The organism is Enterobacter sp. RHBSTW-00994 (assembly GCF_013782625.1).
GTDB lineage: Bacteria > Pseudomonadota > Gammaproteobacteria > Enterobacterales > Enterobacteriaceae > Enterobacter.
Genome location: NZ_CP056199.1, coordinates 3673063 through 3695542 on the forward strand (window position 1 = coordinate 3673063; position 22480 = coordinate 3695542).

Here is a 22480-nt window from a genome sequence, read left to right on the forward strand (position 1 = left end):
GCCCGGTGCGGTTTTCAGGCCGGAGTGAGAAGGTCAAATCCCCCCTTCCCCACCCACGAACCAAGCCGGGAATAAACCACTTCCACCGCCTCTTTGATCGGGGGCGTCATCGGGTAGTAAAACCCAACGATATCCGGCTGAATGCCCAGAAACAGCACCTCCCCCACGTCATCCTTAATCTGATCGACCAGGTAGTTCAGCGGCATGTTGTGGGTGGTCATCATGAACATTTCCGCGATGTCATCAGGGTCAATCAGGCGGATCTCGCCGGGGTTTAGCCCCATATCGGTGGCATCAACAATCAGCAATCTGTCCGGGTGCAGTTCACGAATGGCGACCACATCGTTTTCCGGTGCGCTGCCGCCGTCAATCACTACCCAGTTCCCCAGGGGATTAGCGGCGCACATCTCCGCCAGCAGTGGACCTGCGCCATCATCACCCATCATGCTGTTGCCGACACACAATAAAACGTCAGTCACGTAATCTCCTCACCATCAGATAGATGGCGCTCTCCTGATGAATATCGTGCAGCATACTGAGGACAATTTTACTCCAGGCCTGCTGCTCGGGGGTTTGCTGGCTGAGTGCTGCATCAAAGGCATTCGCCAGCATCGCAATATGGTTGGCGTCGATAACGATCTCGCCGTACTTCGGTACGCCCTCCATTTTGCGCCGCGCGGTACTGCCCTCTTCCAGTGTGGCGATCCACGCCAGATACTCCGGCCACGGACAACTTAGCGCCGCTTCAAGGCAGTCGATCACCCCCAGGTGATGGCCAATCGCCAGGCTGTAATAGACCACCTGCTGCGCCGCATCCGGCGTGGCATCGTTCTCATCAATAAACTTACGGCTCAGCTGACTGAACACCACCTTTTCACTCATCGGATACGCGCCTCATCCACCACCTGATTCAGGTTTGCCACAATCTCATTCAGCCGCGGATCGTTTTCCGCTTCCAGCCAGCGGGCAACCTGGTGGTCTCCCTGGCCCAGCAAACGCAGATAATCATCCGCAATCTGGCGACCATAGCGGTAGCCTGCCAGTTTGCGCGCCATGCGATCGACCTTCACGCGCAGCGGTTGCACCATGTCCGGATGAAGAATGGTTGCGGGCTGATTGTCGATCTCACCCGGTTCGCGGGCGTGGATTTTTTGCTCCAGCAGGCCGAGCGCCATCGCAAAACCGTACAGCGTGGCCGCAGGTGTTGGCGGGCAACCCGGAATATACACATCCACTGGCACAATTTTGTCCGTCCCGCCCCATACGCAGTAGAGGTCGTGGAAGATACCGCCGCTGTTGCCGCACGCCCCGTAAGAGATACAGATTTTTGGATCGGGCGCAGACTGCCACGCACGTAGCGCAGGCGAACGCATGGCACGGGTTACTGCGCCAGTAAACAACAAAATGTCAGCATGACGCGGTGACGGTACAACTTTGATACCAAAGCGTTCGGCATCAAACAGCGGCGACAGTGTTGCGAAAATCTCAATCTCGCAGCCGTTGCAACCACCGCAGTCCACCCGGTAGACGTAGGCAGAACGTTTGATTTTTTTCAGCAGCGACGCTTTCATGCTGGCGATGGACTCATCCACCGTCATCGGAACAGGGATCCCTCTGTCGTCGCATGGGCCCAGTAAGTTATCCATTAGCTGGCCTCTCTCATATGGCGGGTTAAATCAATACGATCGGATGGCAACAGGCATTTCTGTCGCTTACATTCCGGACAGGTTTCAAAACTCTCCCGGTGATGTTCCGCCCGGATATCCCCGTTGTGTTTCAGCAACGCAATGGCGTAGTCGATCTCTTTTTGGACGGCAAACGGTCTATGGCACTCACGGCAATGACACAGCGCAAATCGCGACTGCTGCAGGAAATCCTCTTTTTTCCAGACCGCCAGTTCGTACGCTTGCGACAATTTAATCGCCGCCGTTGGGCACACCTCTTCGCAGCGACCGCAAAAGATGCAGCGCCCCAGATTGAACTGCCAGGCCAACTCCTGTGTGGCAAGATCCGTTTCGACCGTCAGGGCATTCGACGGACAAGCATTAACGCAGGCCGCGCAGCCGATACACTGCTGCGGGTTGTGTTCAGGTTTGCCGCGAAAGTTTTTATCGACCGGCATCGGTTCCAGCGGGTAACTGCTGGTTACTGCGCCGGTTTTGATCACTTTTTTGATAAAGGTAAACATGACAAATCCCTATTTCAGCGGCGAGTTCTTACGCTCGATGCTGTAGCGTTCAAGCTCTTTATATGGCACGACCTGGCTTTTTTTCTTCCTTACATCCACCACCGTCATACGGTCGGTGCAGGAGTAGCAAGGATCAAGGCTGCCGATAATCAGTGGCGCATCTGAAACCGTGTTGCCACGCAGCATATAGCGCAGCGTCGGCCAGTTGGCGTATGTTGCCGCACGACAACGCCAGCGATACAGCTTCTGGTTGTCACCAGTCATGCTCCAGTGAATGTCGTCTCCGCGTGGCGCTTCGGAAAAACCGAGGGCAAAGCGGCCAGGAATATAGGTAAAGCCTTCCACCATCAGCGGGCCACCAGGCAGATTATCCAGCCCGAAGTCGATCATATTGAGCGCGGTGAAAACTTCGTTAATACGCACTTTCAGACGAGAGATAACATCGCAACCCTGCTCACTATGCACCGTCATCGGCAGCAGGCCGTAACCGACAAACGGGTGATCCGCACGGGTATCACGCGCATGGCCGCTGGCACGCACCATGGGACCAACGTTACTGAAGTCACGGGCGATTTCCGGATCAAGACGGCCAATACCGACGGTACGTTGTTCAATGTTTGGCGTGCTCAGCAGCATATCCACCAAATCCTGCACGTCACGGCGCATCTGTTGTGCCAGCAGGCGAGTCTGGATCATGTCGTCTTTCAGCAGATCGCGGCGAATCCCGCCGATCAGGTTCAGCCCGTAGGTTTTACGCGCCCCGGTCAGGATCTCCGCCATTTTCATGGACGCTTCGCGCACGCGGAAGAACTGCATAAACCCGGAATCAAAACCGACAAAGTGACAGGCCAGCCCCAGATTCAGCAGATGAGAATGCAGACGCTCCACTTCCAGCAGAATCGCGCGGATCATCTGTGCGCGTTCCGGTACGACAATCCCCATCCCGTTTTCCACCGACGTGGTGTAGGCGGTGCTGTGGGCAAAACCACAAATGCCGCATACGCGGTCGGAGAGGAAGGTCACTTCGTTGTAACCCATACGGGTTTCCGCCAGTTTTTCCATACCCCGGTGGACATAGAAAAGACGGTAGTCGGCGTCGATGATGTTTTCACCATCGACAAACAGGCGAAAATGCCCAGGCTCATCAGAGGTCACATGCAGCGGGCCAATCGGCACAACGTTGTTCTTTTTGCTGCCCAGCTCATTGATGAACTCGTAGGTTTCGTTGTCCGTGGTGGGCGCAGGACGTTGACGGTAATCCATACTGTCTTTACGCAGCGGATAAAGTTCGTCCGGCCAGTCATCCGGCAACACCAGGCGACGTTCATCCGGCAGGCCAACCGGAACCAGGCCGTACATATCGCGGACTTCACGTTCCCCCCAGACAGCGGCAGGAACACGTGGCGTGACTGACGGATATTCCGGCTTGTTCGGGTCCACTTCTACGCGTACCGTTACCCAGCACTTCTCGCCCTGCTCCATCGACATGACGTAGTACACCGCGTAATTGCCGCAAAGCTGACGCTCGTCGTTACCAAACAGAACGGACAGCCAGCCACCCTGCTGGTAATAGAGAAACTCTACCACTTCCGGCAGGTAGTTCACTTTCACAGTGAGGGTTATCTGGTCTTTAGTCTGCCAGCTTTCATCCAGCACCACGCCGGGAAAGGCCTGGTGGAGTGCGGCGAGATACTGCTGACCTTTTTTTTCTTCAGACATAAATACTCTCTTAAATCACGCCACCAGCAAGGAGACGAACGCTAAAAATGCAAATCCAAAACCAGCCCAGGTAACCCGTGAGGTGGCCACAAAACGCAGGCGCGCCATGCTGTTTTCAAACAGCGCAATCACCAGCACGCCGATCAGCAGCTTGAGCGCCGCAACCACCACGGCCAGCACCAGACCACTAACGGAGAAATGCGTCATCTGTCCCCACGGGAAGAAAACGCCAACAAACATTTGCAACACCACCAGTTGTTTAAGGCTAATACCCCACTTCAGCACGGCAAAACCGTAGCCGCTGTATTCGGTGAGCGGTCCTTCCTGCAACTCCTGCTCTGCTTCAGCGAGGTCGAACGGTAGTTTTCCCATCTCAATAAAGGTGGCGAAGGCGCAGGCACACAGAGCCAGAATCAGCGGAATGGAACGGGCGACAGGCCAGTGATAAACGGTGTGAGTGATAAAACTGATGTGCGTAGAGCCCGCAACCTGCGCGGCAACCCACAGCCCCAACAGCAGGATTGGCTCAACCAGAACGCCCAACATTGCCTCACGACTGGCTCCGAGCCCGGTAAACGGGCTTCCGGTGTCCAGCCCGGCAATAGCAAAGAAGAAACGGGCGATAGCGAAGAGGTAGATCAGCGTGATCAGATCGCCAAGCACAGGCAACGGAGACCCTACCGTCACCACCGGTAACGCCGTCGCGATGGTTAACATCACGCCAACCATCACAAAAGGGGTCAGGCGGAAGACCCAGCCTGCCGCATCCGGTGCGACGCTCTGACGAGTCAGCAATTTGAAGAGATCGCGATACTCCTGCAGCACACCAGGCCCGCGACGGTTATGCATCCTGGCGCGCGCCACACGGCTCACTCCCGATAGCAATGGCGCAACGGCGAATAACACCAGCGCCTGAAGTAATGCCAGTAACAGACTCATGTCAGGCTCCTCGTGAAATCACAATCACCACCAGTACTGCCAGCTCAATCACGGCCAGACGGCGGAACAACGCAGGTACAGCGGCACTTTGCCAGCCCGGGATCCACCCCACCGGATTAAGCCAGTGACGCAGCTTCAACACAGCGGCAAAGTTCTCTTTAACCGGCATGGCAAAACCATGGGCAGTGATCACCATGGATTGCTCATGTTCGTAACCACAGGCCCAGGCCGCACCGCGCGAACGCGCAGGCAACCGGTCGCGGCGGAAAAAGAGCATCAGCACAAACGGCAGCAACGGGGCAGCAATCAGCAACAGGGCAATCATCGGCTGGGAAACCGTGGTGTGTGCGGTCGTGAGCGGCAGCGGAACCGCCTTGCCAAGCAGCGGGATAAGCCATGGCGCCGCCACGCCGCCAATAATGCAGCACAACGCCAGAGCCACCACACTGGCTGCCATTAGCAACGGTGCGCAGCAGGCATTTTCCGCTTCACGGGTGCGTGGTGCGCCAAGGAACGTCACACCATAGACTTTCGCCATGCACATCACCGCCAGTGCGCCTGTGATCGCCAGGCCAACAGCCAGCAGCGGCCCCAACAGACGCGCGATAAACACGTCACTTTGGCCGAGCGCAAAGAAGGACTGGTAAATCACCCACTCACCGGCAAAGCCATTCAGCGGTGGCAACGCCGCCATCGCCATCAGCCCGACCAGCATACATAAGGCGATCACCGGCATTTTTTTGCCAATACCGCCCAGCTTTTCAATATCGCGATGACCGGTACGGAACCAGACGCTGCCCGCGCCCAGGAACAGGGTGCTTTTAAACAGGCTGTGGTTAATGAGGTGATACAGACCGCCAATAAACCCGGCTGCAATCAGCGCCGGATGATTCAGTGCCAGCCCCGTCACACCCGCCCCGAGACCGAGAAGAATAATGCCGATGTTTTCCAGCGTGTGGTACGCCAGCAGACGCTGGATATTGTGTTCCATTAGCGCGTACAACCCGCCGACAAATGCCGTGACCATTCCCGCCAGCATCAGCACAATACCCCACCACAACGGAGGCTGCCCCCCCACCAGTGAAAACGTCAGGATGCCGAATAACCCAACCTTCATCACTACGGTCGAAAACAGTGCGGCGGCCGGGGCTGAGGCATTGGCATGTGCCTGAGGAACCCAGCCATGGAGCGGGATGATCCCCGCCAGCAGGCCAAAACCGATGACTCCCAACAGCCAGATATCTGCGCCCAATGGCAGCACCTGCGTGCGTTCATGCAGCAGCGTAAATTCAAGCGTGCCATAGCGTTGCCACACCAGCCAGCACGCCAGCGCAAGCAGCAGCGTGCCGAGTCGTCCAAGTGCAAACCACAGCTTGCCGGATACACTACATCCGGTGAGGAACACGCCGCAAAGGGCCATGATCTCCGCCATCACGACCAGCGCGCCCAGGTTACTGGCGGTGACGGCGCAAATCGCGGTCGCCATCAGCAAATTCACCAGCAGGCCGTTCGGTTTGATTTGCGGGTGACGATGCCAGTCAATATTAAACAGGCTGATAAAAAAGCCGCACAGGCCGAAGGTCACCAGCCAGATGGCATTCAGCGGTGAGAGCTGAATCGCATGACGGATCAACGGCAAACTCGCCCCGGTAGATTGCCCCCCCATCAACACAATCGCTCCCGTCGCCGTGGTCATCGCACTGGCGAGTGCGCCACCAATCCCTGCTATCCAGCCGCTCAGGGTTTTACAGAAGGAGAAGACCAGCGCCAAAACAGCCGTCGCAGCAAAGACCATCACCGCGCTACTCATCAAGGTCGTTGCGTTCATTTCGCCCCCTCGTTCTGAGACTGAAACAGCGAAAGATCGCCAAAATCGGAATTGATCGTGAGCTCGCGTTTACGTTTGCTGGTTCGCGCAATATCGCGAATATTGACCAGAATTAGTGCTTTGGTCGGGCAGGTACGCACACAGGCCGGGCCTTGCTCATCGAAGCTGCAGAGATCGCATTTCACTGCGATGGCACGCACGCCGGGAACCCAGTCCAGCAATGTGCTCACACGAGCCGGAGCGGGAGGGGCTGGCGGCGCTTTCGGGGAGTTGGCGTTCGCCGGAATGTGCAGCGGACGGCTGCCGGAAAACTCAATGGCCCCAAACGGACAGGCAATGCCGCACAGTTTGCAGCTTACGCACAGGCTTTCGTTCAGCTGTACAGCACCCTCTACGCGAGTGATCGCATTAACAGGGCAAACACCCGCACACGGGGCATCCTCACAATGGTGGCAGAGCTGCGGGGCAGACTCTTTTTCATTACGCATGACGCGCAGACGCGGCATTGACTGTAACCCGTGCTGACGGTGTGTTTCCGAACACGCCGCCTCACAGGTGTGACAGCCAATACAGACCGTCGAGTCAGCAATTACAAAACGGTTCACCGGGTAATCCTCTGGTGATGGTCATTTTTGACGAAAATCTGTCTTATCGACACTTCTCGACACTCGGAACAAATCAGGCAACGTTGGCTGAAATATTTCCAGCAATCAGCTGTTTCAGGTTTACCGGTAAATCGTGCTCCACCGCGGTATAAAGCCCCTCGTAAACTGGCGCGATTTTCTCCAGATAATGTTCCAGAACCTGCTGACGATCGCGGTTGCTGACGTGACCATCCACCATGCCATCGGCCATCAACTGCGCCTGGGCAATACGTTGTTTTTCACCCTCTTTTGTCTCGACGTAATACTCAATGGTGTGGCTGTTAAAGGTGTCAGCCAGCGAGACATAAACCGTAAAATGCCCGAACAACACAAAGCGCATATCACCTTGTGCGGCACAGCTCATGGCATGATGAAGACGGGCTTTCGACAGGGTGATCCCCTGTACCAGAGAGTTGCAATAGAGATGCCATTGCTCCTGTAACTGCTGATGGCGCTGCGCGATGTAATCCGCTTTCTCGCTAATTTCCCAAATGGTCATACAAGGTGTCCGATTAATGGAGATTGCGGCTATTAAGCAGATTCCATGCCAATTTTTAATATATTGATTTTAAATAATTTTAACCAAATCCAGTCTGTCAAAACAGCGGTGTCGACGTGTCATTTCGACAGCGCCGACACCGTCACGCCTTAACAAAAATCAAGATGGCACTGTTATTGCATTAACGGGGCAATTCATTGAGGAGGCGTCATGCACGAACTCACCCTCTGCCAACGGGCTTTGGAATTAATCGAACAGCAGGCAACCCTGCATAACGCAAAACGTGTTACCGGCGTCTGGCTGAAAGTCGGGGCATTTTCCTGCGTCGAAACCAGTGCCCTGACCTTCTGCTTTGAACTGGTGTGTCGCGACACGCTGGCGGAGGGCTGCCAGCTTCATATTGAAGAACAGCAGGCGGAGTGCTGGTGCGAGCAATGCCAGCAATACGTCACGCTGCTGTCGTCGAAGGTACAACGCTGCCCACAGTGCCAGAGCACCGGGCTTCGCATCGTGGCGGATGACGGGTTGCAGATCCAACGCCTCGAAATCGATCAGGAGTAAATTATGTGTAGCACCTGTGGTTGCGCCGAAGGCAACCTCTATATTGAAGGGGATGAACATCGTCCTCATTCCGCGTTTCGCTCCGCGCCATTTTCTCCCGCCCCCCGCCACTCCGGGGCATTGACGGGCATCACCTTCACACCTAAGCAATCCGATGCCGGCGATCTTCACTACGGTCACGGCGAAGCAGGCACACACGCGCCGGGCATCAGCCAGCGTAAAATGCTGGAAGTTGAAATCAACGTACTTGACAAGAATAACCAGTTGGCGGCCCGTAACCGCGCCCGTTTTGCCACCCGCAAACACCTGGTGCTTAACCTGGTCTCCAGCCCGGGTTCCGGTAAAACCACCCTGTTAACCGAAACACTCAAACGCCTGAACGAGCGTGTTTCCTGCGCGGTGATTGAAGGCGATCAGCAGACGGTAAATGACGCTGCGCGTATTCGCGAGACAGGTACACCTGCCATTCAGGTCAATACCGGGAAAGGCTGCCACCTGGATGCACAGATGATTGCCGACGCCGCCCCGCGTCTGCCGCTGGCAGATAACGGCATTCTGTTTATTGAGAACGTGGGGAACCTGGTGTGTCCGGCCAGCTTTGATCTCGGCGAGCGCCACAAGGTAGCGGTGCTGTCCGTGACTGAAGGAGAAGATAAGCCGCTGAAATACCCGCATATGTTCGCCGCCGCATCGCTGATGCTGCTGAATAAAACCGACCTTCTGCCTTATCTGAATTTCGATGTCGAAAAATGCCTGGCTTACGCCCGCGAAGTGAATCCTGATATTGAGATCCTGCTGGTCTCCGCCACACAGGGTGACGGGATGGACAACTGGCTGAACTGGCTGGAGAACGAACGATGTGCATAGGCGTTCCAGGGCAAATACATTCTATCGACGGTGTTCAGGCCAAAGTGGACGTTTGCGGTGTGCTACGTGATGTCGACCTGACGCTGGTGGGCAGCGACGATGAGACAGGCACACCACGCATCGGCCAGTGGGTGCTGGTGCATGTCGGTTTTGCGATGAGTGTGATAAACGAGGCGGAAGCGCGCGACACGCTGGATGCTCTGCAAAATATGTTCGACGTTGAGCCTGATGTCGGCGCACTTCTCTATGGTGAGGAGCAGTAAGCCATGCGCTACGTCGACGAATATCGCGCACCTGAACAGGTGATGCAGCTCATAGAGCATTTGAAAATACGGGCCACACGGCTGAATTACACTGCCGAAAAACCTCTGCGCATTATGGAAGTGTGCGGCGGACATACCCATGCGATCTTCAAATTTGGCCTTGACCAGTTGCTACCGGAAAACATTGAGTTTATCCACGGGCCTGGCTGCCCGGTGTGCGTCCTGCCCATGGGGCGTATCGACAGTTGTCTGGAGATCGCCAGCCAGCCTGATGTGATTTTCTGCACCTTTGGCGATGCGATGCGCGTCCCGGGAAAAAAGGGATCCCTGCTCCAGGCCAGAGCGCGCGGAGCTGATGTCCGTATTGTCTATTCTCCCGTGGATGCGCTCAGGCTGGCGGTGGAAAATCCTGCCCGAAAAGTGGTGTTTTTCGGCCTGGGTTTTGAAACCACCATGCCCGCAACAGCCATTACGCTGCAACAGGCGAAAGCCCGTAACATTGAAAACTTTTTCTTTTTTTGCCAGCACATTACGCTCATTCCAACACTGCGCAGCCTGCTGGAAGAACCGGGCAATGGCATTGACGCGTTCCTGGCCCCCGGCCATGTCAGTATGGTCATCGGTACAGAGGCCTACGGTTTTATCGCCAAAGACTACAATCGCCCATTAGTCGTTGCTGGTTTCGAACCTCTTGATCTACTGCAAGGCGTAACCATGCTGGTTGAGCAGAAAATAGCAGCCCAGAGTACGGTGGAAAATCAGTACCGCCGTGTTGTTCCCGATGCCGGAAATCGACTCGCGCAACAGGCCATTGCCGACGTCTTTGCCGTTAAAGGCGACAGCGAATGGCGCGGCCTGGGGCTGATTGCCGAATCAGGAGTGCACCTGACGCCTGCGTATCGCTCGTTCGACGCCGAAGCACATTTCCGCCCGCAGCCTCAGCAGGTTTGCGACGATCCTCGCGCCCGCTGTGGCGAAGTGTTAACCGGTAAATGCAAGCCACATCAATGCCCGTTATTTGGCAACACCTGTAACCCGCAAACCGCATTTGGTGCGCTGATGGTCTCTTCAGAAGGCGCATGCGCGGCGTGGTATCAGTATCGTAATCAGGAGTGTGAAGTATGACCACGGTGGAAATGGCGCACGGCAGTGGCGGTCAGGCCATGCAGCAGTTGATTAATCAGCTGTTTATGGAGGCCTTTAATAACCCCTGGCTGGCGGAGCAGGAAGATCAGGCGCGAATTGACCTCGCCTCCCTCACCGCCCAGGGCGACAGACTGGCCTTTTCTACTGACAGTTATGTCATTGATCCGCTGTTTTTCCCTGGCGGTGATATCGGCAAGCTGGCGATCTGCGGTACAGCAAACGATGTGGCCGTCAGCGGCGCGATTCCCCGCTATCTCTCCTGCGGTTTTATCCTGGAAGAGGGACTGCCGATGGAGACACTTACCACGGTTGTCACCAGCATGGCGCGCACCGCCCGTGACGCGGGGATCGCTATTGTGACCGGGGATACCAAGGTGGTACAGCGTGGTGCGGCGGATAAACTGTTTATCAACACTGCCGGGATGGGGGCGATCCCCACAGATATTCACTGGGGCGCTCAGCAACTCTCGGCTGGCGATGTGTTACTGGTCAGCGGAACGCTGGGTTGTCATGGCGCGACGATACTGAACCTGCGTGAAGGGCTTGGGCTTGACGGTGAATTGCGCAGCGACTGTGCGGTACTGACGCCGCTTATCCAGACCTTGCGTACTCTTCCTGGCGTAAAAGCCCTGCGCGATGCCACACGCGGCGGTGTGAATGCCGTGGTGCATGAGTTTGCGGCCAGTTGCGGATACGGTATCGAACTGACCGAACGCGGATTGCCCGTCAAACCTGCCGTTCGTGGATTATGCGAGCTACTTGGACTCGATCCGCTAAACTTTGCTAACGAAGGCAAACTGGTCATCGGTGTGGAACGCCATGCAGCAGAAGCCGTACTGGAACAATTACGGGCTCATCCTTTAGGGAAAGAGGCCGCCATAATCGGTGAGGTGGTTGAGCGCAAAGGGGTGCGCCTGACCGGACTGTACGGCGTAAAACGCACGCTGGATCTCCCACACGCAGAACCGTTACCCCGAATTTGCTAGAACCGCGCCAAAAGCGGTCAGCACACTTTTTTCTCTCTTTTTTGCCAGTTTCTATTGGAATGCACTATGTCGTATACACCCATGAGCGATCTTGGACAGCAGGGTCTGTTTGATATCACGCGCACTCTTTTACAGCAGCCCGATCTGGGCTCGCTGAGCGACGCCCTGACGCGGCTGGTCAGGCAATCTGCGCTGGCCGATAGCGCTGCCATTGTGCTCTGGCATAGCGGAAGCCATCGCGCGAGCTACTTTTCGACGCGTGAAAACGGTAAAGCTTTTGAGTATGAAGACGAAACTATTCTGGCTCATGGCCCGGTGCGTCGCATTCTCTCGCGCCCGGAGGCCCTGCATTGCAACTTCGACGAATTCCGGCAAACCTGGCCTCTGCTGGCAGAGAGCGCGTTGTATCAACCCTTCGGTCACTATTGCCTGCTACCGCTGGCGGCAGAGGGACGTATTTTTGGTGGCTGCGAATTTATCCGCAACGCTAACCAGCCCTGGAGTGAGGCCGAGTACGAACGTCTGCATACCTTTACGCAAATCGTCGGCGTGGTGGCAGAACAAATCCAAAGCCGCGTGACCAATAACGTCGATTACGATCTGTTGAGCCGCGAACGGGATAACTTCCGCATTCTGGTGGCGATCACCAATGCCGTACTTTCGCGGCTTGATATGGATGAACTGGTCAGCGAAGTCTCCAAAGAGATCCACCACTATTTTAAAATTGATGCCATCAGCATTGCCCTCAGGGGTCACCGAAAAGGTAAGCTGAATATCTACTCCACGCACTACCTCGACGAAGCGAACCCCGCGCACGAGCAGAGCGAGGTTGACGAAGCCGGCACGCTTTCTGAGCGGGTATTTAAAAGCAAAGAGATATTGCTGCTTAATCTTAATGAGCGCGATGTGTTAGCCCCCTATGAGCGGATGCTGTTTAACACCTGGGGAAATAAGATCCAGACGCTGTGTCTGCTGCCGCTGATGTCCGGTAATACCATGCTCGGCGTGCTGAAGCTGGCCCAGTGTGATGAAGCCGTATTCACCACAGCCAACCTGAAATTGTTACGCCAGATTGCCGAACGCATCTCTATTGCACTCGATAACGCGCTGGCCTACCAGGAGATCCACCGCCTGAAGGAGAGGCTGGTGGATGAAAACCTGGCCCTGACGGAACAGCTTAACAATGTTGATAGCGAGTTTGGCGAAATCATTGGTCGCAGCGACGCAATGTACAGCGTGCTTAAGCAGGTTGAGATGGTGGCGCAAAGTGACAGTACGGTACTGATCCTGGGAGAAACGGGAACGGGCAAAGAGCTGATTGCCCGCGCGATCCATAATCTGAGTAACCGCAACAGCCGCCGCATGGTGAAAATGAACTGCGCGGCAATGCCCGCAGGCTTGCTGGAAAGCGATCTCTTCGGCCATGAGCGCGGCGCATTTACCGGTGCGAGTAGCCAAAGACTGGGCCGCTTTGAACTGGCAGATAAAAGCTCGCTGTTCCTGGATGAAGTCGGTGATATGCCGCTGGAGCTGCAACCTAAGCTCCTGCGTGTATTGCAGGAGCAAGAGTTCGAACGCCTGGGCAGTAACAAGCTGATTCAGACCGATGTACGGTTAATTGCCGCCACCAACCGTGATCTGAAAAAAATGGTCGCCGACCGTGAGTTCCGCAGCGATCTCTATTATCGCCTGAACGTTTTCCCTATTTACCTGCCGCCACTGCGTGAACGCCCGGAAGACATCCCGCTGCTGGTCAAAGCCTTTACGGCGAAAATTGCACGCCGAATGGGACGCAACATCGACAGTATTCCAGCCGAAACGCTACGGACACTGTCGTTAATGGAGTGGCCAGGCAATGTGCGCGAACTGGAAAACGTGATTGAACGGGCGGTATTGCTGACGCGCGGAAACGTGTTGCAACTCTCGCTCCCCGAAGTCTCCCTGTCTGAAGAGCCAATGATGGCCACCGAAGTGGCTCAGGACGGCGAAGATGAATACCAGTTGATTATGCGCGTCCTTAAAGAGACCAATGGCGTCGTTGCCGGACCGAAAGGGGCCGCGCAGAGACTGGGGCTAAAACGCACCACTCTGCTCTCCCGCATGAAACGTCTGGGGATTGATAAAGAGAGTCTGGTTTAACGCATAATGCCCACTGCGGCTGTGGTATAAACTCTGGTGTACGCCAACATTCATCTGTTCTACAGGAGGTAACATGTCTGTTTCAGCACGTAATCAGCTAACGGGTATCGTGAGCGCAACATCACACGGTGCAGTCAACGACGAAGTTGAATTAACCCTGCAAGGTGGCGCGAAACTGGTCGCAATTGTGACCACCAGCAGCAAAGAAGCTCTGGGTTTAGTCCCGGGAAAAGAGGCCATTGCGCTGATCAAAGCCCCGTGGGTTACGCTGGCAACGGAAGACTGTGGCCTGAAGTTTTCCGCCCGTAACCAGTTCGCAGGTGCTATCGCCAGCGTAACCGAAGGGGCTGTTAATGCGACCGTTCACATTCAGACCGATGCGGGTTTTGAGATTGTCGCCGTCGTGACCAACGAAAGCCGCAAAGAAATGCAGTTAGCCGCCGGAAAACGCATCATCGCCCTCATTAAAGCGTCCGCCATTCTTATCGCCACTCGCGCATAATTTCTCTCTGCCGTGCTCTGCACGGCATTGTCCAAACCACAAAAAAAACAAATAAAACAAAACCTTATCATCAATCATTGACACAAAATATATTGCATTGTATAAAATCCCGCCTCAATAATGAGTTTCATTTGCATTAAATTCACTTCCTGGGTCAGCAAGAATAATTTTAATAATTAAGGTAGCGTTTTATGAAAAAGGTCATCTGCGCATTAGGAATGGTGTTCGCATCCGTCAGTTCTGCTTTAGCCACAACTTATCCTCTCACCATTGAAAACTGTGGATATAAAGAGACGTTCACCAAAGCACCTGAGCGTGTCGTCGCACTGGGGCAAAATACCGTCGAAATTCTGCTGCTTTTAGGTTTGCAGGATAACGTGGCCGCCAGTGCGTTTTGGCCAACCAAAGTGTTGCCACAACTGGCTGAACAGAATGCAAAAATCAAAACACTGACGGTCGAAATCCCGACGCTCGAATCCATTCTTGCCCAGAACCCTGATTTTGTTCCTGCGCAGTTACCTTTGCTGCTCGGCCCTGAAAGTAAAGTGGCCAAACGTGAAGATCTCGCCACCGTTGGCGTGAACAGCTATATGTCCCCGGGTATGTGTGCGACCAAAAAAGACATTGGCGATATGTACGGTAGCCGCCAGAAATTGTGGGACATGACGTTCCTGTATAAAGAGATTGAAGATTTTGCCAAAATCTTCAACGTCGAAGATCGCGGCCAGGCCGTCATTGCTGATTTCAAAAAACGCGAAGCAGACCTGCGCCAGGCGTTCGGAAAAAACAAAAAAGACCTCTCCTTTGTATTCTGGTTCTCCAGTGCCTCCCCTTCTTCTGACGCCTATGTTGGCGGCAAGAACAGCGCATCCGGTTTTATTGCAAACGTGCTAGGTGGACATAACGCCATCACCTCAGAAACCGAGTGGCCAACGGTGGGCTGGGAGAGCATCATTGCCGCGAACCCGGATGTCATTGTCGTTTCAAGCCTTGATCGTAATCGTTGGGCACTGGATAACGCACAAGAAAAAATTAAGTTCCTTAAATCTGATCCTGCCGTCAGCCAGTTAGACGCCGTGAAAAAAGGGCACATCGTCGTCATGGACGGCCAGGCAATGAACCCGACGATCCGCACGATTTACGGTGCTGAGCAGGTTGGCGAACAGCTCAGAAAACTGGGATTAGATAAATGACCGCAGTGGCGCAACCAGTACGACAGCGATTTCTGTTAGGTGCGTCGGGCGTTCTGTCCGTGGTGGTGTTATTCCTGGTGATTGCAATGGGCGTCAGCGTTGGCGAGCTTTCTATCCCGCTGCAAAGCGTGTTCTACGCCATAAGCAACAAACTCGGGCTCACAAACGAGCCCCTGAATCGCATCTATGAAAGTGTGATTTGGGACTTCCGCCTGAGCCGCGCACTGGTTGCCGCCTGCTGCGGCGCAGGGTTAGCCATCTGCGGTGCGGTACTGCAAAGCCTGTTGAAGAATGCGCTCGCTGAACCTTATGTACTGGGTGTTTCTGCGGGGGCATCGACGGGAGCCGTGTCAGTCGTGGTACTGGGTATTGGGACAGGTGCCGTATCACTTTCCGCTGGCGCGTTTGCCGGGGCATTTGCTGCTTTTGCTTTTGTCGCCTTCCTGACGAACGGCGCGCGTGGCGGAAACGAACGTACCATTCTGGCCGGGGTTGCCGCCTCTCAACTCTTTAATGCCATCACCGCGTATACCATCAGTACATCCGCCAGCGCACAACAGGCGCGCGATGTGATGTTCTGGCTGCTCGGCAGTTTCAGTGGCGTGCGATGGCCTGAGTTTCAACTGGTGCTGGTTGTTGTACTGATTGGCCTTGCGGTATGCCTTTACTACTCCAGAGCCCTGGATGCGTTTACGTTTGGTGATGACGCTGCCGCGTCTTTGGGTATTGCCGTTCCCTGGGTTCGGCTGGCCCTGTTCACCACCACTGCATTGATTACTGCCACCATTGTCAGTATGGCGGGTTCGATCGGCTTTGTGGGGTTAGTTGTCCCGCACGTTATGCGTTTCTTCTTTGGGCCATTGCATCGAACTTTGCTTATCGCCAGCGCCCTCGCCGGCGCGATTCTGATGGTACTGGCTGATATTGCGTCACGCTTGTTGATCGCCCCACAAAGTCTCCCCGTTGGGGTCGTGACTGCGCTGGTCGGAGTGCCGTTCTTTGCGATTATTATCTACCGTTCAAGGAATAAGTGATGAGTATCACCGCTGAAAATATTACCTGGAAGGTGGGTAAAAAAGTCATCGTCAACAATGTCTCATTGAGCGTTTCCCGTGGACAAACTGTCGGGCTGCTTGGCCCTAACGGCTGCGGTAAATCGTCACTTCTGCGGGTCCTTGCCGGGTTGCGACGTCCGGATGCGGGCAGTGTTTCCCTGGACGGGCAGAACATCGCCCGGATAGCCAAAAAACAGCTTGCCCGGCGGGTGGCATTTGTTGAACAACATGGCATGACCGATGCCAATATGCGCGTGCGCGATGTGGTAAAGCTGGGACGTATTCCACACCATTCGCCGTTCTCAAACTGGAGTACGCAGGATGACGAAACCGTCACTGCCGCCCTGCGCAGGGTCGACATGCTGGAAAAGAGCGAGCAAGGCTGGCTGAGCCTTTCGGGCGGGGAGCGTCAGCGTGTACACATCGCGCGCGCACTGGCACAGACGCCGACGGAGATCCTGCTCGATGAGCCGACCAACCACCTGGACATTCACCATCAAATGCAGTTAATGCATCTGATCAGTGAGTTACCGGTGACCAGTATTGTGGCCATCCACGATCTCAATCACGCCGCTATGTTTTGTGATGCGTTGATTGTGATGCAAAAAGGCCAAATTGTGGCGACAGGGACACCACAGGACATCTTAACCGAGGAACTTCTCTGGGATGTTTTCCGGGTGAAAACCAAAATTGAGATCTCGCCCTATCATGGTAATAAGCACATCCACTACCTTGTTTAACGCCGGATAACCTGCATGTCTCTGTTTTCCCTGCGCCCCGCGACGCAACTCTGGCCGCCCGTGTTACTGGGCAGCCAGTTTGTTTTTAACATTGGTTTCTATGCCGTCGTCCCCTTTCTGGCTATCTTCCTGCGCGACGATATGCTGCTTTCTGGCGGGCTGATTGGGCTGGTACTGGGGTTACGTACCTTTTCGCAACAAGGGATGTTTATCGTCGGCGGTGCGTTGTCTGACAGATATGGCGCGAAGGTCATTATCCTGTGTGGCTGTGTGATCCGGGTTGTAGGTTATCTGTTACTGGCTTTTGGAACGTCACTCGGGCCAATCATTCTAGGGGCCTGCCTCACGGGAATCGGTGGCGCGCTGTTTTCACCGTCGATTGAAGCGCTGCTGGCAAAAGCAGGAAGCCAAAGTGAAACACAGGGAAAACGCAGTCGTGCAGAGTGGTTTGCTCTGTTTGCGGTGTGCGGTGAGCTTGGTGCGGTGCTCGGCCCTGTCGCGGGAGCGTTGCTCACGGGGCTGGGCTTTCGCCAGGTAGCTCTTGCTGGAGCGGGGGTATTTATCATCGCGCTGGTTGTCCTGTTTTTCTGCCTTCCTTCCAGGCAAAATACCCAACAGACGCTGGCGATCCTCCCCTGGTGGACCACATTTCGCCAGCCACGCTTTGTCGCCTTTATTATTGCCTATAGCTCGTGGCTTCTGAGCTATAACCAGCTTTATCTGGCGTTGCCGGTCGAGATCCAGCGAGCTGGCGGCAGTGAGAAAGATCTTGGCCCGTTATTTATGCTGGCATCGGTGTTGATCATTGCCTTTCAACTTCCGCTGGCGCGTTTTGCCCGTCGGGCAGGCGCAGCCAGAATCATACCGATTGGATTTTTGCTGCTCTCAGCCTCTTTTCTGAGCGTAGCCTGTTTTGCAGCAACCGAACCGGCAGAAGGCTGGATGCGATTGCTGCCATCGGCCTGCTTCGTTTCACTATTAACGCTGGGACAAATGCTGATCGTGCCTGCAGCGAAGGATCTGATCCCGTGGTTTGCCCAGGAATCAACCCTTGGCGCGCACTATGGCGCACTCTCCACAGCGGGTGGTTGTGCCGTTCTGGCGGGGAATTTAGTGTTTGGCAGTCAACTTGATCACGCGCTAACGCCCTCAACCGCCGCCATTTATCCGTGGCTGCTGCTGGCATTTTTCCCGCTCTGTAGCGCAATCGCGTTGGTGATAATCTGCCGTCCTGTACGTGCCTCTTTGGCTCGTCAGCCCTGACTTACTGATTTTTGGGACGGTATTTTTCCGGCAGTTCAGGAACAGGACGACGGTCGTCAATCAGATGACGAATCGTGAGGATCGGATGTCGCCACAACATGCGTGGTCCGGCCCAACGCATAACCTGTTTCATCTCCTCACGTTTGGCAGGCTGGTAGCAGTGCACAGGACACTGCTTGCAGGCGGGCTTTTCCTCACCAAAAATACATTTATCCAGGCGTTTATCGGCATACGCGTTAAGCGCCTGATAATGTCCTTCTTCTTTGGAGGCCTCAGGACACTGCGTTTCATACAGCGCAATCATTTTAGCGATCGTCTCTTTTTCTCGTGAGATACGTTTTCCAGACATAACCAGTACCGAATAATAAGATGTATTTATAATACTATTTTGTGTCAGGTATTTCAGGCTGATTTCATCGTTTGCATTTTGTTTTCTGAAGAGACCTTCCAGTTTTAACTCTGCTTCGCATCAGATTTACTGGTATTTTATACAGGAAAATTAACCACATTTACCCGCGACTCCCGGAGCCTGTATGCCAGACATCACCATTGCTAAACCCTTTCGTCATCTTAAAGTCGGGTATTACCGTAAACGTCACGAAGATCGTAAAACCAAAATCCCGACACGTTATAGCGTACATGCTGCCCTGAGCTTAAAAGGGGACTGGCTTGAAAAAGCAGGATTTACGACTAACTCGCAGGTCAGAGTGGGTGTCGAGCGGGGAAAGTTGGTCATTGAGCTTATGGAAGATGGCCCGGTGTAATGCATCGACATTTTTCTGCGCTACGTCATTTTTTCATGCGACAATAGAGGAAACCTACGGCCACTACGCCGCTCAAAGATCAATATTATCAATGAAATGGATATCATAACTCCATGACCACAATCGACAATTTTGACGCCCATACGCCGATGATGCAGCAGTACCTGAAGCTGAAAGCCCAGCATCCGGAAATTCTGCTGTTCTACCGTATGGGGGATTTTTACGAGCTCTTTTATGACGATGCTAAACGAGCCTCGCAATTGCTCGACATCTCCCTGACCAAACGTGGCGCATCCGCTGGCGAACCTATCCCGATGGCCGGGATACCGCATCACGCCGTCGAAAACTATCTGGCAAAGCTGGTAAACCAGGGCGAATCCGTCGCCATTTGTGAGCAAATTGGTGACCCAGCCACCTCGAAGGGGCCGGTCGAGCGTAAAGTGGTACGCATCGTTACGCCAGGCACAATCAGCGATGAAGCGCTGCTGCAGGAACGTCAGGATAATTTACTGGCAGCCCTCTGGCAGGACGGAAAAGGCTTTGGCTATGCCACGCTGGATATTAGTTCCGGGCGTTTTCGTGTGAGCGAACCGGCTGACCGTGAAACCATGGCGGCAGAGTTGCAACGCACCAACCCGGCAGAACTGCTTTATGCTGAAGACTTCGCCGAGACATCACTTATTGAAGGACGTCGTGGTCTTCGCCGCCGTCCACTGTGGGAATTCGAAATTGACACTGCGCGCCAGCAATTAAATCTGCAGTTTGGCACGCGTGACCTGATTGGCTTTGGCGTTGAAAATGCGCCACGCGGCCTGTGTGCGGCGGGCTGTCTGCTGCAATATGTGAAAGATACCCAGCGTACTGCCCTGCCGCATATCCGCTCGATTACCATGGAGCGCCAGCAGGATAGCATCATTATGGATGCTGCAACTCGCCGTAACCTGGAGATCACCCAAAACCTGGCCGGTGGTATGGAAAACACGCTCGCCTCGGTGCTCGACAGCACGGTCACTCCGATGGGCAGTCGCATGCTGAAACGCTGGTTACATATGCCCATTCGCGATACCAGCACGCTGATCAGCCGCCAGCAAACCATTGCCGCCTTACAGGACCGCTTTACTGAACTGCAACCAGTGTTACGTCAGGTTGGCGATCTGGAGCGCATTTTAGCTCGCCTCGCACTACGTACTGCGCGTCCACGTGACTTAGCCCGTATGCGACATGCCTTCCAGCAACTCCCAGAGCTGCGCTCTCAGCTTGCTGAAGTAGACTGCGCGCCGGTGCAGAAGCTGAGAGACACAATGGGGGAGTTTACAGAACTGCGTGAACTGCTTGAGCGTGCCATCATTGATGCTCCGCCCGTTCTGGTCCGTGATGGCGGCGTGATTGCGCCTGGCTATAACGAAGAGCTGGACGAATGGCGCGCACTGGCAGATGGGGCAACGGATTATCTGGATAAGCTTGAGTTCCGCGAACGCGAACGTCTGGGACTCGATACGCTGAAAGTTGGGTATAACGCGGTCCACGGTTATTACATTCAGATCAGTCGTGGGCAAAGCCACCTGGCACCGATCCACTATGTCCGTCGCCAGACGCTGAAAAATGCCGAACGCTACATTATTCCTGAGCTGAAAGAGTATGAAGACAAGGTTCTCACCTCGAAAGGTAAAGCGTTAGCCCTGGAAAAACAGCTTTATGACGCGCTGTTCGACATGCTGATGCCGCATCTTGCCGATCTGCAACTGAGTGCAAGTGCGCTCGCAGAGCTGGATGTGCTGGTGAATCTGGCAGAGCGCGCAGATGCCCTGAACTACACCTGCCCAACCTTTACCGACAAGCCAGGCATTCGCATTACCGAAGGTCGCCATCCGGTAGTAGAGCAGGTCCTGAACGAGCCCTTTATTGCTAACCCGCTTAATCTGTCTCCCCAGCGGCGAATGCTGATCATCACCGGTCCGAATATGGGCGGTAAAAGTACCTATATGCGCCAGACCGCGTTGATCGCCCTGCTCGCCTATATTGGCAGCTACGTTCCGGCGAACAATGTGGAAATCGGCCCTATAGACCGTATCTTTACTCGCGTGGGGGCTGCGGACGATCTGGCAAGTGGCCGCTCGACATTTATGGTGGAGATGACCGAGACCGCCAATATTCTGCACAATGCAACAGAACACAGCCTGGTATTGATGGATGAAGTGGGTCGCGGAACCTCTACTTATGATGGTCTGTCGCTGGCGTGGGCTTGTGCTGAAAACCTGGCCAACAAGATTAAAGCGATGACTCTGTTCGCCACTCACTATTTTGAACTCACACAGTTGCCAGAGAAGATGGAGGGCGTAGCAAACGTCCACCTGGATGCCCTGGAGCATGGGGACACAATTGCCTTCATGCATACGGTTCAGGACGGTGCAGCAAGTAAGAGTTACGGCCTTGCCGTTGCCGCTCTCGCAGGTGTACCGAAAGAGGTGATCAAACGGGCGCGTCAGAAATTACGCGAGCTGGAAAACCTGTCACCAAATGCCGCAGCCACTCAGGTTGATGGTACGCAGATGTCGCTGCTGATGCCTGCGGAAGAGACATCCCCGGCAATGGATGCGCTGGAAAATCTCGATCCTGACTCACTGACGCCGCGCCAGGCGCTGGAGTGGATTTACCGGCTGAAAAGCTTGGTGTAAACGAGTGAAGTCCGGTGCTGTATGGCACTGGACGTTTCTTTTCGTAGCAGAGATAACGTTCCCCCTTAATGCGCATTTTCCGTCTTAACAACCAGAAGGTGCTGATGCAACTTCAACAGGAGAAATCATGACCCGCTACGAAGCAGAAATTATCGATGCCCACATCGCAATTGAAGACTGGCTCGGCAAAGGTAAAGGCGAAATTGATGCATTGCTCGCACGCTTTCGTCCTGATTTCATGATGATTGCGCCAACGGGTGTTCGCTTTGACTTTTCTGCCCTGAGCCATTTTTTTGAGGGACAGCGCGGAAACCGCTCTGGATTGAAGATCGTTATCGATGAACTAACGATATTGCAAACATGGGATAAAGGTGCGGTTCTTCACTATCGTGAAACACAAACTCGCCCCGATAATCCTGTCAACGTGCGCTGGTCAACTGCGGTGCTTAATCAGGAAGGCGAAAAAATTACGTGGCGTCTGTTACACGAGACGACCCAGCCCTAGCACA

General features: G+C 54.5%; 24 protein-coding genes. 14 read left to right on the forward strand and 10 right to left on the reverse strand.

Annotated features, from left to right (window positions below; all coding sequences use genetic code 11):
* Positions 1-14 precede the first annotated feature (14 nt).
* From hycI to hycA, 9 genes are all read right to left on the reverse strand, one after another.
* Entirely contained in the window at positions 15-479 is a 465-nt protein-coding gene (gene hycI, locus HV346_RS17540; RefSeq protein ID WP_181620527.1) for a hydrogenase maturation peptidase HycI, read from the reverse strand.
* Complete coding sequence (locus tag HV346_RS17545; RefSeq protein ID WP_181620528.1) at positions 472-882, reverse strand: formate hydrogenlyase maturation HycH family protein; 411 nt, start codon at positions 880-882, stop codon at positions 472-474. Before HV346_RS17545 ends, hycI begins: the two co-directional genes overlap by 8 nt.
* Complete coding sequence (locus HV346_RS17550; RefSeq protein ID WP_181620529.1) at positions 879-1646, reverse strand: NADH-quinone oxidoreductase subunit B family protein; 768 nt, start codon at positions 1644-1646, stop codon at positions 879-881. The genes HV346_RS17545 and HV346_RS17550 overlap by 4 nt, the downstream gene beginning before the upstream one ends.
* Positions 1646-2188, reverse strand: a complete 543-nt coding sequence (locus tag HV346_RS17555; RefSeq protein WP_181620530.1) for a formate hydrogenlyase complex iron-sulfur subunit — start codon at positions 2186-2188, stop codon at positions 1646-1648. Before HV346_RS17555 ends, HV346_RS17550 begins: the two co-directional genes overlap by 1 nt.
* Positions 2189-2197: 9 nt before the next feature.
* Complete coding sequence (locus tag HV346_RS17560) at positions 2198-3907, reverse strand: hydrogenase large subunit (protein WP_181620531.1); 1710 nt, start codon at positions 3905-3907, stop codon at positions 2198-2200.
* A gap of 15 nt (positions 3908-3922) precedes the next feature.
* Positions 3923-4846 (reverse strand): respiratory chain complex I subunit 1 family protein, encoded by a 924-nt coding sequence (locus HV346_RS17565; protein ID WP_181620532.1) that lies wholly within the window; start codon positions 4844-4846, stop codon positions 3923-3925.
* 1 nt (position 4847) lies between these two features.
* Positions 4848-6674 (reverse strand): formate hydrogenlyase subunit 3, encoded by a 1827-nt coding sequence (gene hycC, locus HV346_RS17570; protein WP_181620533.1) that lies wholly within the window; start codon positions 6672-6674, stop codon positions 4848-4850.
* Positions 6671-7279, reverse strand: a complete 609-nt coding sequence (locus HV346_RS17575; RefSeq protein ID WP_181620534.1) for a 4Fe-4S dicluster domain-containing protein — start codon at positions 7277-7279, stop codon at positions 6671-6673. The genes hycC and HV346_RS17575 overlap by 4 nt, the downstream gene beginning before the upstream one ends.
* 73 nt (positions 7280-7352) lie before the next feature.
* Positions 7353-7817 (reverse strand): formate hydrogenlyase regulator HycA, encoded by a 465-nt coding sequence (hycA, locus tag HV346_RS17580; protein WP_181620535.1) that lies wholly within the window; start codon positions 7815-7817, stop codon positions 7353-7355.
* Positions 7818-8027: 210 nt separating this feature from the next.
* On the opposite strand from hycA, the gene hypA reads away from it, so the two are divergent.
* The 11 genes from hypA to HV346_RS17635 all read left to right on the forward strand — a co-directional run bounded on the left by hypA (position 8028) and on the right by HV346_RS17635 (position 18532).
* Entirely contained in the window at positions 8028-8378 is a 351-nt protein-coding gene (gene hypA, locus HV346_RS17585; protein ID WP_181620536.1) for a hydrogenase maturation nickel metallochaperone HypA, read from the forward strand.
* A gap of 3 nt (positions 8379-8381) precedes the next feature.
* Complete coding sequence (hypB, locus tag HV346_RS17590; protein WP_181620537.1) at positions 8382-9245, forward strand: hydrogenase nickel incorporation protein HypB; 864 nt, start codon at positions 8382-8384, stop codon at positions 9243-9245.
* Complete coding sequence (locus tag HV346_RS17595) at positions 9236-9508, forward strand: HypC/HybG/HupF family hydrogenase formation chaperone (RefSeq protein WP_181620538.1); 273 nt, start codon at positions 9236-9238, stop codon at positions 9506-9508. The genes hypB and HV346_RS17595 overlap by 10 nt, the downstream gene beginning before the upstream one ends.
* A gap of 3 nt (positions 9509-9511) precedes the next feature.
* Entirely contained in the window at positions 9512-10633 is a 1122-nt protein-coding gene (hypD, locus tag HV346_RS17600; RefSeq protein WP_181620539.1) for a hydrogenase formation protein HypD, read from the forward strand.
* Positions 10630-11640, forward strand: a complete 1011-nt coding sequence (gene hypE, locus HV346_RS17605) for a hydrogenase expression/formation protein HypE (RefSeq protein WP_181620540.1) — start codon at positions 10630-10632, stop codon at positions 11638-11640. Before hypD ends, hypE begins: the two co-directional genes overlap by 4 nt.
* A 66-nt stretch (positions 11641-11706) precedes the next feature.
* Complete coding sequence (gene flhA / locus HV346_RS17610) at positions 11707-13779, forward strand: formate hydrogenlyase transcriptional activator FlhA (protein ID WP_181620541.1); 2073 nt, start codon at positions 11707-11709, stop codon at positions 13777-13779.
* Positions 13780-13852: 73 nt separating this feature from the next.
* Positions 13853-14281 (forward strand): TOBE domain-containing protein, encoded by a 429-nt coding sequence (locus HV346_RS17615; RefSeq protein WP_181620542.1) that lies wholly within the window; start codon positions 13853-13855, stop codon positions 14279-14281.
* Positions 14282-14472: 191 nt separating this feature from the next.
* The gene (locus HV346_RS17620) at positions 14473-15474 is read left to right on the forward strand and encodes an ABC transporter substrate-binding protein (RefSeq protein WP_181620543.1); all 1002 of its coding nucleotides are present in this window, start codon (positions 14473-14475) and stop codon (positions 15472-15474) included.
* Positions 15471-16508: an iron chelate uptake ABC transporter family permease subunit gene (locus tag HV346_RS17625; RefSeq protein ID WP_181620544.1), complete on the forward strand. Its 1038-nt coding sequence runs from the start codon at positions 15471-15473 to the stop codon at positions 16506-16508. Before HV346_RS17620 ends, HV346_RS17625 begins: the two co-directional genes overlap by 4 nt.
* Positions 16508-17269, forward strand: coding sequence for an ABC transporter ATP-binding protein (locus tag HV346_RS17630; RefSeq protein ID WP_181620545.1), 762 nt, complete (start codon positions 16508-16510; stop codon positions 17267-17269). Before HV346_RS17625 ends, HV346_RS17630 begins: the two co-directional genes overlap by 1 nt.
* 15 nt (positions 17270-17284) lie before the next feature.
* A complete protein-coding gene (locus tag HV346_RS17635) occupies positions 17285-18532 on the forward strand; it encodes an MFS transporter (RefSeq protein ID WP_181620546.1) in 1248 nt (415 codons plus the stop codon).
* 1 nt (position 18533) lies between these two features.
* Here HV346_RS17635 and HV346_RS17640 read toward each other — a convergent pair whose 3' ends face one another.
* Positions 18534-18881, reverse strand: a complete 348-nt coding sequence (locus HV346_RS17640) for a nitrous oxide-stimulated promoter family protein (RefSeq protein ID WP_181620547.1) — start codon at positions 18879-18881, stop codon at positions 18534-18536.
* A gap of 184 nt (positions 18882-19065) precedes the next feature.
* On the opposite strand from HV346_RS17640, the gene HV346_RS17645 reads away from it, so the two are divergent.
* The 3 genes from HV346_RS17645 to HV346_RS17655 all read left to right on the forward strand — a co-directional run bounded on the left by HV346_RS17645 (position 19066) and on the right by HV346_RS17655 (position 22476).
* Positions 19066-19296: a SymE family type I addiction module toxin gene (locus HV346_RS17645; RefSeq protein ID WP_181620548.1), complete on the forward strand. Its 231-nt coding sequence runs from the start codon at positions 19066-19068 to the stop codon at positions 19294-19296.
* A gap of 113 nt (positions 19297-19409) precedes the next feature.
* On the forward strand, positions 19410-21971 hold the full coding sequence (gene mutS, locus HV346_RS17650; protein ID WP_181620549.1) for a DNA mismatch repair protein MutS: 2562 nt from the start codon (positions 19410-19412) through the stop codon (positions 21969-21971).
* A 127-nt stretch (positions 21972-22098) separates the two neighbouring features.
* Entirely contained in the window at positions 22099-22476 is a 378-nt protein-coding gene (locus HV346_RS17655; protein WP_181620550.1) for a DUF4440 domain-containing protein, read from the forward strand.
* The last annotated feature ends 4 nt before the right edge of the window (positions 22477-22480 follow it).

Coding starts and splice junctions, on each gene's coding strand:
- HV346_RS17640 (WP_181620547.1), bottom strand. CDS start 18,881: ATGTCTGGAAAACGTATCTCACGAGAAAAAGAGACGATCGCTAAAATG.
- HV346_RS17545 (WP_181620528.1), bottom strand. CDS start 882: ATGAGTGAAAAGGTGGTGTTCAGTCAGCTGAGCCGTAAGTTTATTGAT.
- HV346_RS17645 (WP_181620548.1), top strand. CDS start 19,066: ATGCCAGACATCACCATTGCTAAACCCTTTCGTCATCTTAAAGTCGGG.
- mutS (WP_181620549.1), top strand. CDS start 19,410: ATGACCACAATCGACAATTTTGACGCCCATACGCCGATGATGCAGCAG.
- hycC (WP_181620533.1), bottom strand. CDS start 6,674: ATGAACGCAACGACCTTGATGAGTAGCGCGGTGATGGTCTTTGCTGCG.
- HV346_RS17560 (WP_181620531.1), bottom strand. CDS start 3,907: ATGTCTGAAGAAAAAAAAGGTCAGCAGTATCTCGCCGCACTCCACCAG.
- hypE (WP_181620540.1), top strand. CDS start 10,630: ATGACCACGGTGGAAATGGCGCACGGCAGTGGCGGTCAGGCCATGCAG.
- HV346_RS17595 (WP_181620538.1), top strand. CDS start 9,236: ATGTGCATAGGCGTTCCAGGGCAAATACATTCTATCGACGGTGTTCAG.
- flhA (WP_181620541.1), top strand. CDS start 11,707: ATGTCGTATACACCCATGAGCGATCTTGGACAGCAGGGTCTGTTTGAT.
- hypD (WP_181620539.1), top strand. CDS start 9,512: ATGCGCTACGTCGACGAATATCGCGCACCTGAACAGGTGATGCAGCTC.
- HV346_RS17630 (WP_181620545.1), top strand. CDS start 16,508: ATGAGTATCACCGCTGAAAATATTACCTGGAAGGTGGGTAAAAAAGTC.
- HV346_RS17635 (WP_181620546.1), top strand. CDS start 17,285: ATGTCTCTGTTTTCCCTGCGCCCCGCGACGCAACTCTGGCCGCCCGTG.
- HV346_RS17565 (WP_181620532.1), bottom strand. CDS start 4,846: ATGAGTCTGTTACTGGCATTACTTCAGGCGCTGGTGTTATTCGCCGTT.
- HV346_RS17615 (WP_181620542.1), top strand. CDS start 13,853: ATGTCTGTTTCAGCACGTAATCAGCTAACGGGTATCGTGAGCGCAACA.
- hycA (WP_181620535.1), bottom strand. CDS start 7,817: ATGACCATTTGGGAAATTAGCGAGAAAGCGGATTACATCGCGCAGCGC.
- HV346_RS17550 (WP_181620529.1), bottom strand. CDS start 1,646: ATGGATAACTTACTGGGCCCATGCGACGACAGAGGGATCCCTGTTCCG.
- HV346_RS17620 (WP_181620543.1), top strand. CDS start 14,473: ATGAAAAAGGTCATCTGCGCATTAGGAATGGTGTTCGCATCCGTCAGT.
- hypB (WP_181620537.1), top strand. CDS start 8,382: ATGTGTAGCACCTGTGGTTGCGCCGAAGGCAACCTCTATATTGAAGGG.
- hypA (WP_181620536.1), top strand. CDS start 8,028: ATGCACGAACTCACCCTCTGCCAACGGGCTTTGGAATTAATCGAACAG.
- HV346_RS17625 (WP_181620544.1), top strand. CDS start 15,471: ATGACCGCAGTGGCGCAACCAGTACGACAGCGATTTCTGTTAGGTGCG.
- HV346_RS17555 (WP_181620530.1), bottom strand. CDS start 2,188: ATGTTTACCTTTATCAAAAAAGTGATCAAAACCGGCGCAGTAACCAGC.
- HV346_RS17655 (WP_181620550.1), top strand. CDS start 22,099: ATGACCCGCTACGAAGCAGAAATTATCGATGCCCACATCGCAATTGAA.